Genomic DNA, 12,278 nt, shown 5'->3' with positions numbered 1-12,278 from the left:
AAGGCGCTGGCGCAGATGGCCGGGCGCTTGCGGGCGGTCACGGCCGAAGCCGGCTTGTCGCTCGGCGACCGGTTCTGCCTGGCGTTGGCTCGCCGCGACGGACTGCCCGCCTGGACGAGCGATCTCAACTGGAAAAAGGTGGCGGTGGCCACAGACGTAAAGGTGGTCGCTATCCGCTGATTAATCAGCCGACAACTGAAGCAGAGTCTGGAGGACGTGGTCTGGGACGAAGCTGCCATTCGCACAGGCCTTGCCCGACGGCGGATTCAATCTAGAGCTGCCGTTAGCGACCATCCCGAAAACGATGGAGTTTCGGGAATGACCCCGACGCAAGCAAGCGCAATCGAGTCTGGTTTGCTGCAGGGGCAAGCGGTGTTGAAGTTTACTCCTCGCAACTTGTCAGAGGTTCCATCTCGTTGCCCGTTATGGCCGGTAGTCTCTTGCCGCGCGCGAAGGCACGACGCATCCGGGCCGCAGTGCCAAACCCATGTCGCCTTGCAATGACATCCAATGGTTCTTGGCCAGTAGCAACGTCGCCTCGCGCTTGATCCACACGCATTCGCTCGATGGCTTTGGCAGGTGTGATACCGATCGCGGCCGTGAAAGCGCGGGAGAATTGCCGAGGGCTCAGGCCGCAGCGTTCCGCCAGGCGCTCCACGTCTAGCCGCTCTGAAAGGCGGTGCCGCGCCCATTCTAAGACAGGCGTGAAACGCCCTTCAGGTTTCTGTAGATCTAGCGCGGCAGCAAGCTGCGGCCGGCCGGCTGGACGACGCTGATCGACGACCAGTGCTCGGGCAACCTCCCTAGCGACAGCAAAGCCATGGTCACGCTCGATGATCGCGAGCGTCAGATCAATCCTGGCCGTGATCCCGGCCGAAGTCCATACGTTTCCGTCTCTCACGAACAGGGACTGTTGATCGATGATCGTGTCGTGGTGGAGCTTTTGGAGTCGTTGGCATTCACCCCAATGGGTTGTTGCCCGTCGCCCATCTAGCAGCCCGGCGGCCGCGAACAGAAACGCGCCCGAACATACGCTTGCGACCTGATCGGCGTGTTTCGCCGCCTGTTGGATCAAGTCGATGATGTCGGACGATGCAGTAGCGGCATTCGTTCCGGGGCCGCCAGGCACTAGTAGCAGGTCTACGGGCGCGCCGTCCTCTATCGGCGCGCCTGCCAAAGACACACAGGATCCTCCCCATGACCGCCATCGGCCAAGACACCCTGGGCACCCGTGACACCCTGACCGCCGGGGGACAGGACTGCGCCTACTACAGCCTGCCGCGCGCCGCCGAACAACTGGGCGATATCAGCCGCCTGCCGTTCAGCCTCAAGGTGCTGCTGGAGAACCTGCTGCGCTCCGAGGACGGCGCCTCGGTCACGGTTGACGACATTCGCGCCCTTGTCGGATGGCAGATCAAGCGCCGCTCCACCCGCGAGATCCAGTACCGCCCGGCGCGCGTGCTGATGCAGCCCGGATCACCCCCCAGGTGCCGATCCACCTCGTCATCGACCACTCGGTTATGGCCGACGCGGCGAGCAGCCCCGATGCCTTTGCGCGCAATGTCGAGATCGAATATGAGCGCAATGCAGAGCGCTACGCCTTCCTAAAGTGGGGCGCGAGCACGCTCAACAATCTCAAGGTCGTGCCACCGGGCACCGGCATCTGTCATCAGGTCAACCTTGAGCATATCGCTCAGACCGTCTGGACCAGCGAAGATGCTGACGGCCTGCCCGTCGCCTACCCCGATACCTGCGTCGGCACCGATAGCCACACCACTATGGTCAGCGGCCTTGGCGTGCTGGGCTGGGGCGTAGGCGGTATCGAGGCCGAAGCGGCGATGCTTGGCCAGCCGGTCTCGATGCTGATCCCCGATGTGGTCGGCTTCCGCCTTTCCGGCGCGCCGCCCGAGGGCGTGACCGCGACCGATCTCGTCCTCACCGTCACGCAGATGCTACGCAAGCACGGCGTAGTCGGCCGCTTCGTCGAGTTCTGCGGCCCCGGCCTCGACGCCCTGCCGCTGGCAGACCGCGCCACCATCGCCAACATGGCCCCCGAATACGGCGCGACCTGCGGCTTCTTCCCGGTGGACGACGCGACGCTGACGTACCTGCGGCTCACCGGCCGCGATCCCGCGCGGGTGGAGTTGGTTGAAGTCTATGCCAAGTCGCAGGGCCTGTGGCGCGATGCCTTCAGCCCCGAACCCATCTTCACCGACGTGCTGGAACTCGATCTTGCCACCGTGCTGCCGTCTGTGGCCGGGCCGCGCCGTCCGCAGGATCGCCTCACGCTCGACCTGGTAGCAGAAAGTTTCCGCGCAGAGCTTGCAGATAGTTATGGCAAAGGTGGCGAGATTAATCGTCGCGTGATCATACCGGGCAAAAAGACCACCTTGGGTCACGGCGACATTGCTATCGCTGCGATCACCAGTTGCACCAACACATCCAACCCGTCGGTGTTGATCGCGGCCGGTCTGGTGGCGCGAAAGGCTCGCGCGGAAGGCCTAAAGCTGAAACCTTGGGTGCGAGCCACTCTTTCGCCGGGTAGCCAGGTCGTAACCGACTACCTGGTGCGATCGGGGTTGCAGGACGATCTCGATGCGCTGGGATTCAACCTGACCGGCTATGGCTGTATGATCTGCATCGGCAATTCAGGATCGCTGGCGCCGGACATCAGTAAGACGATCAACGAAAATGGGCTTGTCGCTGCTGCGGTCCTGTCTGGCAACCGCAACTTCGAAGGGCGGATTTCGCCCGATGTGCGCGCCAACTATCTGGCTTCTCCGCCGCTGGTGGTCGCCTACGCGTTGTTTGGCAATGTCGGCCTCGACATCACAACTCAACCCATCGGGATGGGTAAGCTGGGCCAATATGTCTATCTTAAAGACATATGGCCTTCGAACTCGGAGGTGGCGGAGACAATGGCGGCGGCCATCGATGCCGAAATGTTCGCCGCCCGCTATGCCGATGTCTACGAAGGTGACGATCGCTGGAGGGCGCTGGAGGTGAGGACCGGCGAAACTTACGAGTGGCCAACGACGTCAACCTATATCGCCAAACCGCCGTTCTTCGAAGCATTGGAACGCCAGCCCACCCCGGTCGCCGATGTCATAGCGGCTCAATGCCTCGCTGTGTTCGGCGATTCGATCACCACCGACCACATCTCACCGGCAGGCTCGATCAAGCCCAGTTCACCTGCCGCGCAATGGCTGCAGGAGCATCAGGTGCTGCCGCGCGACTTCAACAGCTACGGTTGCCGTCGCGGCAATCACGAGATCATGATGCGCGGCACCTTTGCCAATATCCGCATACGGAACGAGATGATGGGCGGCATTGAAGGCGGCATGACCTTGGTGCGCGAGGAGCCTTTGCCAATCTACGAGGCGGCCATGCGCTACAAGACCGCCAAGGTTCCGCTGGTCGTCATTGCGGGCGCTGAATACGGCACCGGCTCTTCGCGGGACTGGGCGGCCAAGCTGACGCTGCAGGCCACGATCTAAGACAACGACTTGCCCGGCAATCGCCTGCGCGGCGTGCTGACCGACGATGCCGGCAACTTCTTGACCGACATCCGCTGGAACGCGAACGAGCCGACCGACTTCCTCCGCTTGAAATCGAAAGCGATCCAGGCCCGCTACGCCACGACCATCGGCGAGGCGGTGACCTTCGATGCGGGCGCGCGCTACTTCAAGTCGAAGGAGACGCAGCAGTATCACGAACCGCGCGGGCTCGTGGGCGGCAACCCCGACCTCGTCGCCCGCGAGTTCCGCGACCAGATTCGCGATGTCGACGGCCTGTCGTTCATGGCCAACCTGAGCGCGAAAGTCGGCCTCTTCGGCATGGAGCACAAGTTCCAGGCCGGCGGCGACTGGTATGACGAGACCAACGTGCTGGACTCGCGCATCCTGCGCGCAGGGGTCACCCCGTTGAGCCTGAGCAATCCGGTCTACGTCACGTCGGCTCGCGACGTGGCGCGCGCCGCTGACTTGCCGTTCACCACCACCGACACCCGCACCAAGCGCAAGGGCGCCTATCTGCAGGATCAGATCACCCTCACCAAGGCGCTGCTGCTCGTGGGCGGCGTGCGCTACGACAAGTTCGACGATGGCGTGACCACCAGCACCGGCGGCCGGGTTGGCGCGCAATCTTTCTACAGCGATAGCGACGTGACCTATCGCGCCGGCGCGGTGTTCAAACCCCGCCCCGATGCCTCGCTCTACGTCAGCTGGTCCGGCAGCTTCGAGCCGCAGGCCGCCGCCAGCCAGAGCACGGACGTGGGCGGGCCCTTCGCGCCCGTCACCGGCAAGCAGATTGAGACCGGCATCAAGTCGAACCTCTTCGCGGGCCGCCTGCAGGCGAACCTTGCGGTCTACCGGATCGTGCGCCGCAACATCCTCCAGGCCGATGTCACGCTGCCCCCAGTGAATGGCCAGGACCAGCTGCGTCCGATCGGCGAAGTGACCAGCAAGGGCGTCGAGCTGGACCTCGCCACCGACATCACGCCCGACTGGCTGCTGCTGGCGAACTACGCCTACAATGACACCAAGATCACCGACACCGTGGCCGGGCAGGCAGTGACGAACGCGGTAGGCAACCGCTTCGCCAACGCGCCCAAGCACAAGGTGGGCTTCTGGACACGCTACCAGTTCCCGGCGATCGGCACCGCGATCGGCTTTGGTGGCGAGCATGTCTCACGCCGGATCAGCCTCTCGGGCCAGCAGGTGAAGCCCTACAAGATCTTCGATGCGTCGCTGACCAAAGGGCTGGGCTTTGCCGAACTGCTGCTGCGCGTCGATAACATCTTCGACAAGGTCTATGCCGCCTCCGGCTTTTCCGCGCAGAGCGGCCACTTCCCCGGCGAGCCGCGGACCTTCCTGGCCGAGCTGCGCTTCGGCTTCTGACGATGGCGCGGGCAGGTGAGGCCACCGGGCAGGCGGATCTTTCGGTGAAGCGGAAGAAGGGCCGCTCGTTCTGGTGGATCGTGCATAGCTGGCTCGGGCTGAAGCTCTCGATCTTCCTCAGCTTCATCCTGCTGACCGGTACGCTGGCGGTCTTCGCGCACGAGATCGATTGGCTGGTGACCCCGGCGATGCGGGTCACGCCGCAGGATGCCCCGCAAGCCTCATGGGGCAAGCTGGCGGAGGCGGCCGCCCGGACCGATCCCAGCGCTCGGCTGCAGACGCTCTACGCGCCGCTCGATCCCTGGTTCGCCGCCGAAGCCTGGATGGATCACGGCAAGGGCGCCCCTTCGCGTGTCTACATCGATCCCTGGACGGCGCAGGTCACCGGAACCCACGGGTGGGCCAATGCGCATCGCTTCCTGCGCCAAGTGCACCGCCACCTCATGCTGCCGACCAAGATCGGAATTCCCATCGTCTGCTCGCTGGCCCTGCTGCTGGTGATCTCGCTTGTGACCGGCATCGTGACCTACAGGAAGTGGTGGCGCGGCTTCCTGCGACGGCCGCGTGGCGGCGATGCACGACGGCTCACGGGCGATCTCCACCGGCTCGGGGGGCTGTGGAGTCTGTGGTTCGTGGCGCTGATCGCGGCGACGGGCATATGGTATCTGGTCGAGACGCTCGGCGGCAATGCCTCGGTGCCCGAGTTGCCGGAGGTCACGATCTCAGCGCCACTCCCCACCGGCGCCGCGCTCGATCGGCTGGGCGAAGTGGTCCACCGCAAGCGCCCGACCCTGCAGATCCGTGAGATCCGCTTCACCGAGGACAATGGCGTGATCTTCCTGGGCCAGGACCAAGCCTGGCTGGTGCGCGACCGCGCCAATGGCGTGGCGGTCGATCCGTCCACCGGCCGCGTGACCATGTCACTCGACGGCCGCGACCTCAGTGTACACCAGCGGATTTCCGAGATGGCGGACCCCCTGCACTTCGGCACTTTGGGCGGTATAGCGACCAAGATCATCTGGTTCGTCTTCGGCGCCCTACTGACTGCCCTCGCCGTGACCGGCGCGACGATCTACACCCTGCGCCTCGCCAAGGAAGGGCAAGCGGCCCAGCGCAAGCTCAAGGTCGCATGGGCCGGAATGGGAGCCTGGGCCTACGTCTGCACCGCGCTGGTTCTGCTAGCCCTCGCGCTCACGCCCGGAGCGATCGTAGGCGCCAGTTAGACGATCAACCATACTGACCTGCAACTGGTAGATTAGCGCAGCTGTCGCCGACATAGCGGACGGCAACCCAGGAAAATTGGTCTCCTGAAACTTGCCGTCTGTTCATCGCATCGGAAATTGGCCGACTTTGGTTCGCTTCAGGCCACCCTCAACGGCATCGCGAACTGTGGATTTCCACCTCGGAAATTCCCGGAATTTTCCTGATGGTCCCAAGCAAGAAGTATGGATCGGCTCCCAGCGCGATCTGAGCCAATCAGTCGGAGTTCACAACCCGCGGCACCGTTGTGCCTTTCAAGCGTTTCGCTGGCATGAAAATGCAAAGGAAACGTCATGCCCCGCGGAGACAAGTCGAGCTATTCCGACAAGCAGAAGCGCAAGGCCGAGCATATCGAAAAGGGATATGAAGATCGCGGGGTTAGCAGCAAGGAAGCTGAAGGACGCGCCTGGGCGACGGTGAACAAGGAATCAGGCGGTGGAAACAAGTCCGGCTCGGGACGCGGCAAGGCAGAGAGCCGAGCCTCTTCGCGCAAGGGCGGCAAGATCAGTGGGTCGAGCCAGAGCCATGAGAAGCGATCGGCGGCGGCCAAGAAGGGCTGGGAGACGCGCCGCAAGCGAGCGGGGTAGGACATGCCGGCGATCAAGGCTTTGCCTCTCAACTGCACGTTGAAGAGCGACCCCAGTGAGACCTCGTCCACCGATGCGATGATCACAGTGCTGGCCGATGCCTTTCGCGACCGGGATGTCGCTGTAAGCGAGACCATCCGCGTGGCGGCGCTCAACATCAGGCCGGGCGTCACTTCGGACGAGGGCGAAGGCGACGACTGGCCGGCGCTGCGCAAGAAAATCCTTGCCCATGATATATTGATCCTCGGGGGACCGATCTGGATGGGACAGGTCAGCAGTATCGCCAAGCGCGTGCTGGAGCGCATGGACGCCTTCCTCGAAGAAACCGACGATCACGGACGCATGCCGAGCTACGGGAAGGTCGCGGTCGCCGCCATCGTCGGCAATGAGGATGGCGCACATTTCTGCTCGGCGCAGATTTTTCAGGCGCTCAACGATGTCGGCTGGACGATCCCGGCTGTGGCTGCCTGTTATTGGGTCGGCGAGGCAATGGGATCGACCGATTTCAAGGATCTCGACGCAACCCCGGAAATGGTCGCCAAGACGGCGAAGATGGTGGCCAGCAACGCCACGCATCTCGCCGGCCTGCTTAGCCAGCAGAATTATCCCGGATGAGGCTGTTCGCGATCGGCGCCGCTGTTGAACTGCCAATGGCCCGATGACACTCACCGAATGCCGCGACCTGCGCACCGGGGATGTTCCCTGGCAGGAAACGGACTGGCCATCGCGGCCGTCCGATCCATTTCCAGCCGAGCCTGTCGAAGTCGCCATCGTCGGATCGGGAATCGTCGGCGCGCTCATCGCTCAGCGGCTGGCGGATAGCGGGCGGCGCATCGCCCTGTTCGACCGCCGTCCGCCTGGTTGCGGCAGCACGGCGGCCTCCACCGCCGAGATCATGTGGGCCATGGATGTGCCGATGAGCCATCTTGCGACTGAGATCGGCGAAGCGGAGGCAGCGCGACGGTGGACGCGTGTGCTCACCGCCGTGCGTGATCTCGGGAAACGCATCGATGCGCTGGGGCTGAATGGTGGAAGGGTTGCCCGCCCCACACTCTATCTTACCGGCTCTGTCCTCGATGAGGCCGGGCTGGTCAGGGAAGCGGATATCCATCGTCGCAACGGCTTGCCCTCCGTCTTTCTGCGAGCGGAGGAGGTGGCGGAGCGCTTCGATATCGCGGCCCGCGCGGCAATCGCGTCGCAGGGCGGCTTCGAGATCGAGCCGGTTCGCCTGTGCCATGCCCTGCTGGATCGCGCGCGCAGAGAGGGCGCGAACTTGCACTGGCCTGTTGATGTGACCGGACTCCACCCTGACGATAGCGGAATCGTTGTGGAGATGGCCGATGGAAGAAGCTGCCGAGCCGAAAACGTGATCCTCGCCACGGGATATGAGCGCGCGTCGCTGTTCCTACCGCCCGCGTTCGGCCTGCACTCCACCTTCGCGATCGCCACGCCGCCGGGCGGCGCACCGCTCTGGCGTGAGCGGGCGATGATCTGGGAAGCGTCCGACCCGTATCTCTATGTCCGCACTGACCGTATCGGACGCATCATCGCCGGCGGAGAAGATATAGAGTCCGCCGATGAGGCCGTGCGAAACGCGCTGCTGGGCTCGAAAGCGGGTGCCATTGCCGCCAAGCTTGAGACCCTGGCTTGGCGCCGGCCCGATCACCATCGACCGGAAGTGGGCGGCAACCTTTGGCGCCTCGCCCGATGGCTTGCCGGCGATCGGCCCCGTCGCGACGATGCCGAACGTCTGGATGGCGGCGGGTTTCGGCGGCAATGGCATCGCCTTCGCCAGCCTCGCAGCCCAAATGCTCGAGCGGGAATTTGGCGGGGAGCCCGATCCAGATCGCGATTGCTTCAGTCCTTACCGTTTTGAGTGACCGAGCGGCGCGGTCCTCGCGAGCCGGTCACGGGTTCTTCTCGGTCAGCGGCTCGCCCCCTTTCTCCTCCTCGAGCAGCACCGCCGCCGACCCGGCTGCGGACAACCGCACCTGATCACCTTCCACGGCAGCCACAAGGCCGCCCGAGAAATAATGATGATGATCGCCATGCGATCCACTGTCGGCCTTGGTCATCTTGATCCGATCGCCTTCGACCTTGTCGACGGTGCCGATATGGACACCGTCGGCGCCGATGATTTCCATATGCTCCCTGATCTGGCTGAGGTCCGCCATGTGCATCACTCCTTGCTGTTCGTCATTGCTGGGACGGGTAATCTTCCGGTTTGACGGTGCCGACAACGGGCCGGTCCTCGACCTTTTCCGGCGGTTGGCCGCCGCCTGCTCGCATATCGTTGTTGGTGCTATCCGGACGGGCATCGCCCAGTGGGCCACGCGAGGTCTGGTCGCGCTCCCTGCCTTTCTCAGCCATGGGCTTTCTCCTTGTGCGTGTCCTTCGGCTCACTGTCGAATGCTTCACGCAGTTCATCCTTGGCTTTCTCCAGCACCTGCCGCTGGCCCTTGCCGAGATTGTCTCCCGCGCGATTGATATAGAAGTTGAGCATGCCCATCGCCGATTGCAGCGGCGTGCCCTTGCGGCGCTTGCTGCGTTCAGCCGAGCACTTGAGCGACGCAGCGATCTTGACGGGATCGTCCTGCTTGAAAACGCCGTCCTCGAGATCGAGCGCGTCCGAATGCTCGGTCACGTCCTGCGACCATTTCTTGCCGGCCATAGCTCAATCCTTCCCGCTGCCCGGCTCGGCCATGCCGCGATGCAGCTGCGCCGGCACGGATTGTGGCAGCACACCCGACGCGGCGACCTGGAGCTTGTTCTTCCAGCCCGAGATTATCGTGTCCTTGCCGGCCATCAGCGCGTCCCAGCCGTCCTTCGCGACATCCGCAGGATCGGATTTCTTGTCATTCTGGCCAACCTTGGTGTCATCCATGCCGGCACGGTGGAAGAACTCGGTCTCGACCGGTCCAGGTTCGAGGGTGGTGATTGTGATCCCGGCATGCTCCTTGAGCTCATTGCGGATCGCGGCGGTGAAATTGTCGATGAACGCCTTGGTGCCGTTATAGACCGCCGAGAAGCTGCCCGGCATCCAGCCCGCGATTGAGCCGGTCACGAGAACCTTGCCTTCGCCCTGCGCCACCATCGTCGCGAGTACCTTCTGCAACAGGTAAACGGTGCCCGTCACATTGGTGTCGATGACATGGCGCCAGTCACTGACGGCGTGGTCGAGAAACGGTCCGCCGAGGCCATGCCCAGCATTCGCGCACAGCAGATCGATACGCCGGCCACCGGCGGCGTCGAGCAGTCGATCGACCCCTTCGAGCGTCGCGAGATCGACTTCGAGCGTCCGGGCATTGGCATTCCCGACTGACGGATCGACAAAGGGCGTGTCGGCAACCAGCAGCAGGTCATATCCGTCCGCAGCCGCCAGTCTGGCAAGCTCGGCGCCGATGCCGGTCGAAGCGCCGGTGATGATTGCGAATTTGTCAGCCATGTCGGTTTCTCCTTACGCGGCGACCCGGTCGAGGCCCGGTTTCAGGACCACCTTGGTCACGTCGTTCTGGTGATCGTGGAAGATCTTGTAGCCCTCAGGCGCCTCGCTCAGCGCCATGCGGTGGCTGATCAGGAAGGTCGTATCGATCTTCCCTTCCATGATCGCAGCGAGCAGCCCGGGCAGATAATGCTGCACATGGGTCTGGCCCGTCTTTAGGGTCAGTCCCTTCTCCATGAAGGCGCCGAGCGGAAATTTGTCGACAAAGCCGCCATAGACCGCAGGCATCGACACGCGACCGCCCTTGCGGCAGGCGATGATCGCCTGGCGGATCGAATGGGTGCGGTCGGTGCCGGTGAAGGTCGAGACCTTGATCTGGTCCCAGACATTGTCGACGAACAGGCCGTGCGCCTCAAGGCCGACCGCGTCGATGCAGGCATCCGGGCCGATGCCGCCAGTCATCTCCATCAGCGCCTCGTAGGTCTTACTTTCCTCGAAGTTGAGGGTTTCGGCGCCGAACTTGGCCGCCAGTTCGAGCCGGCGCGGGAAATGGTCGATCGCGATGACGCGCTCAGCGCCCATCAGGAAGGCGGACTGCACGCAGAACAGGCCAACGGGACCGCAGCCCCAGACCGCGACCGTATCGCCCGGCTCGATCTGTGCGAATTCCGCCGCCTGCCAACCGGTCGGCAGGATGTCCGACAGGAACAGCACCTTGTCATCATCGATTCCGTCGGGAATGACGATCGGACCCACGTCGCTGAACGGCACGCGGACATATTCGGCTTGGCCCCCCGCATAGCCGCCGGTCATGTGGCTGTAGCCGAACAGCCCCGACATCGGCTGGCCGTAGAGCGTCTGAGCGATGTCCTGATTGTCCGCCGGATTGGCGTTGTCGCAGGCGGAATATTGATGCTTGCCGCAATGATAGCAACTGCCGCAGGCGATCGTGAACGGCACCACCACGCGCTGGCCCTTTTTGAGCGTTGATTTGGGGCCGGTCTCGACCACCTCGCCCATGAACTCATGGCCGAGGATGTCGCCCGCCTGCATCGTCGGGATGTAGCCGTCGTACAGATGGAGGTCCGACCCGCAGATCGCCGTCGAAGTGACCTTGATGATCGCATCGCGCGGATTGAGGATTTCGGGATCGTCGACAGTGTCGACGCGGACGTCATGCTTGCCGTGCCAGGTGAGCGCGCGCATCAGGCGATCTCCTCTTTCAATTGTTTATGCGTCCGCGCTGCCGTAGCGATCTCGCCAGTTTCCATGAGCTGTTTGAAGCGCCGCAGGTCACGGCGCGCCTGAATCGCCGGCTCGCGCTGGAACATCTTGGCGACGACCTTGCCGATGAAGCCGGCGGGTGGATCGTATAGAATGGTCGCGGTGACCACCGTGCCGCGATCGCCTGCGTCCCTGAAGTCGATGCGTCCGCTATTGGGGACATCCGCGCCTTCCGTCGATGCCCAGGCGATCAGTTCGTCAGGCCGTTCCTCAGTGATGACGGCATCCCACTCGACGGTCTTGCCGCCGGGTGCCTTCACGACCCAATGGCTGGTGGTATCGTCGATCAAGTCGACACGCTCGACATTGTCCATGAAGCTGGGAAGTTTCGTGAAGTCGCGCCAATAGGCGTAGAGTTCGGCGCGTGGCCGGTTGATCGTCACGGAGCGGCCGACAAGACTATGGCCTTTGGCCTCGAGCAGATTCTCTGTCGCATCGATAATTCTGTCGCTGCGCTTCGACGTCGTGATCGGTGCATCGTCACGCAAATCGGCCATTGCACTTCTCCTGCAGAGTAGGGTCTTCGGCGCTCGGGGGCTCAAATTGCAGAACGGGCATCATGGCCGCATCGTTCCGGCAGGAAGCACAGCCTGTCACGGCCACGGCTCGGCCTGCGTCAATATCCGGCTGGCCGATGAGTCTTCGTGCCGAACCGATGGCCCGTGGTTTGTTCCCAGCGGTGGAATCTGCTATCGTGCGGACTAGCCGACGGCCAACGCACTGTCGGAGCTCAGCTGCGGACCTTCCGCGGACGCCATGCTATTCCTTCAATGCGCCGCCGCAAGGAAGGATCGAACATGTCACCGG

General features: G+C 63.4%; 12 protein-coding genes and 3 pseudogenes. 8 read left to right on the top strand and 7 right to left on the bottom strand.

Translation table 11 applies throughout. The features are described 5' to 3' along the window. Positions 1-180: pseudogene (locus ACHWRX_RS15690) on the top strand (VapC toxin family PIN domain ribonuclease); the annotation flags it as partial. Positions 181-382: 202 nt separating this feature from the next. Here ACHWRX_RS15690 and ACHWRX_RS15685 read toward each other — a convergent pair. Then, positions 383-1,183 carry a GlxA family transcriptional regulator gene (locus ACHWRX_RS15685; protein WP_394659880.1) on the bottom strand — a complete coding sequence of 267 codons (801 nt, stop codon included), beginning with the start codon at positions 1,181-1,183 and terminating at the stop codon, positions 383-385. Positions 1,184-1,197: 14 nt separating this feature from the next. Here ACHWRX_RS15685 and acnA point away from each other — a divergent pair. From acnA to ACHWRX_RS15650, 7 genes and pseudogenes are all read left to right on the top strand, one after another. Next, a pseudogene (acnA, locus tag ACHWRX_RS15680) lies at positions 1,198-3,479 on the top strand (aconitate hydratase AcnA); the annotation flags it as partial. Positions 3,480-3,506: 27 nt separating this feature from the next. Then, positions 3,507-4,898, top strand: coding sequence for a TonB-dependent siderophore receptor (locus ACHWRX_RS15675; RefSeq protein WP_394659879.1), 1,392 nt, complete (start codon positions 3,507-3,509; stop codon positions 4,896-4,898). Positions 4,899-4,900: 2 nt separating this feature from the next. Then, positions 4,901-6,121: a PepSY-associated TM helix domain-containing protein gene (locus ACHWRX_RS15670; protein ID WP_394659878.1), complete on the top strand. Its 1,221-nt coding sequence runs from the start codon at positions 4,901-4,903 to the stop codon at positions 6,119-6,121. A 330-nt stretch (positions 6,122-6,451) separates the two neighbouring features. Then, positions 6,452-6,745 carry a plasmid stabilization protein gene (locus ACHWRX_RS15665; protein WP_394659877.1) on the top strand — a complete coding sequence of 98 codons (294 nt, stop codon included), beginning with the start codon at positions 6,452-6,454 and terminating at the stop codon, positions 6,743-6,745. A gap of 3 nt (positions 6,746-6,748) precedes the next feature. Further along, the gene (locus tag ACHWRX_RS15660) at positions 6,749-7,360 is read left to right on the top strand and encodes a flavodoxin family protein (protein ID WP_394659876.1); all 612 of its coding nucleotides are present in this window, start codon (positions 6,749-6,751) and stop codon (positions 7,358-7,360) included. 43 nt (positions 7,361-7,403) lie between these two features. Beyond that, a pseudogene (locus tag ACHWRX_RS15655) lies at positions 7,404-8,318 on the top strand (NAD(P)/FAD-dependent oxidoreductase); the annotation flags it as partial. A gap of 4 nt (positions 8,319-8,322) precedes the next feature. Next, on the top strand, positions 8,323-8,625 hold the full coding sequence (locus tag ACHWRX_RS15650; protein WP_394659881.1) for an NAD(P)/FAD-dependent oxidoreductase: 303 nt from the start codon (positions 8,323-8,325) through the stop codon (positions 8,623-8,625). 27 nt (positions 8,626-8,652) lie between these two features. Here ACHWRX_RS15650 and ACHWRX_RS15645 read toward each other — a convergent pair whose 3' ends face one another. Genes ACHWRX_RS15645 through ACHWRX_RS15620 form a run of 6 tightly spaced genes read right to left on the bottom strand, consistent with a single transcriptional unit; the run spans position 8,653 to position 11,968 of the window. Further along, the gene (locus ACHWRX_RS15645; RefSeq protein ID WP_183615962.1) at positions 8,653-8,919 is read right to left on the bottom strand and encodes a DUF2171 domain-containing protein; all 267 of its coding nucleotides are present in this window, start codon (positions 8,917-8,919) and stop codon (positions 8,653-8,655) included. Between the two features lie 22 nt (positions 8,920-8,941). After that, positions 8,942-9,115 (bottom strand): hypothetical protein, encoded by a 174-nt coding sequence (locus tag ACHWRX_RS15640; protein WP_394659875.1) that lies wholly within the window; start codon positions 9,113-9,115, stop codon positions 8,942-8,944. Next, positions 9,108-9,416: a DUF3175 domain-containing protein gene (locus ACHWRX_RS15635; RefSeq protein WP_183615964.1), complete on the bottom strand. Its 309-nt coding sequence runs from the start codon at positions 9,414-9,416 to the stop codon at positions 9,108-9,110. The genes ACHWRX_RS15640 and ACHWRX_RS15635 overlap by 8 nt, the downstream gene beginning before the upstream one ends. A 3-nt stretch (positions 9,417-9,419) precedes the next feature. Beyond that, complete coding sequence (locus tag ACHWRX_RS15630) at positions 9,420-10,190, bottom strand: SDR family NAD(P)-dependent oxidoreductase (RefSeq protein ID WP_394659874.1); 771 nt, start codon at positions 10,188-10,190, stop codon at positions 9,420-9,422. 12 nt (positions 10,191-10,202) lie between these two features. Beyond that, positions 10,203-11,393 carry a zinc-dependent alcohol dehydrogenase gene (locus tag ACHWRX_RS15625; RefSeq protein ID WP_183615966.1) on the bottom strand — a complete coding sequence of 397 codons (1,191 nt, stop codon included), beginning with the start codon at positions 11,391-11,393 and terminating at the stop codon, positions 10,203-10,205. Beyond that, complete coding sequence (locus ACHWRX_RS15620; protein ID WP_394659873.1) at positions 11,393-11,968, bottom strand: SRPBCC family protein; 576 nt, start codon at positions 11,966-11,968, stop codon at positions 11,393-11,395. The genes ACHWRX_RS15625 and ACHWRX_RS15620 overlap by 1 nt, the downstream gene beginning before the upstream one ends. Positions 11,969-12,278: the final 310 nt, after the last annotated feature.

The sequence above is a fragment of the uncultured Novosphingobium sp. genome, assembly GCF_964277725.1.
GTDB classification, from domain to species: Bacteria; Pseudomonadota; Alphaproteobacteria; order Sphingomonadales; family Sphingomonadaceae; genus Novosphingobium; species Novosphingobium fluoreni.
The sequence above is the reverse complement of the archived record's forward strand: the minus strand, read 5'-3'. Positions and strand labels throughout refer to the sequence as shown.

Excerpts from the sequence above, each read along its gene's own strand:
- ACHWRX_RS15670 (WP_394659878.1), top strand. The coding sequence starts at position 4,901 with ATGGCGCGGGCAGGTGAGGCCACCGGGCAGGCGGATCTTTCGGTGAAG.
- ACHWRX_RS15645 (WP_183615962.1), bottom strand. The coding sequence starts at position 8,919 with ATGGCGGACCTCAGCCAGATCAGGGAGCATATGGAAATCATCGGCGCC.
- ACHWRX_RS15665 (WP_394659877.1), top strand. The coding sequence starts at position 6,452 with ATGCCCCGCGGAGACAAGTCGAGCTATTCCGACAAGCAGAAGCGCAAG.
- ACHWRX_RS15640 (WP_394659875.1), bottom strand. The coding sequence starts at position 9,115 with ATGGCTGAGAAAGGCAGGGAGCGCGACCAGACCTCGCGTGGCCCACTG.
- ACHWRX_RS15650 (WP_394659881.1), top strand. The coding sequence starts at position 8,323 with ATGAGGCCGTGCGAAACGCGCTGCTGGGCTCGAAAGCGGGTGCCATTG.
- ACHWRX_RS15630 (WP_394659874.1), bottom strand. The coding sequence starts at position 10,190 with ATGGCTGACAAATTCGCAATCATCACCGGCGCTTCGACCGGCATCGGC.
- ACHWRX_RS15635 (WP_183615964.1), bottom strand. The coding sequence starts at position 9,416 with ATGGCCGGCAAGAAATGGTCGCAGGACGTGACCGAGCATTCGGACGCG.
- ACHWRX_RS15625 (WP_183615966.1), bottom strand. The coding sequence starts at position 11,393 with ATGCGCGCGCTCACCTGGCACGGCAAGCATGACGTCCGCGTCGACACT.
- ACHWRX_RS15660 (WP_394659876.1), top strand. The coding sequence starts at position 6,749 with ATGCCGGCGATCAAGGCTTTGCCTCTCAACTGCACGTTGAAGAGCGAC.
- ACHWRX_RS15620 (WP_394659873.1), bottom strand. The coding sequence starts at position 11,968 with ATGGCCGATTTGCGTGACGATGCACCGATCACGACGTCGAAGCGCAGC.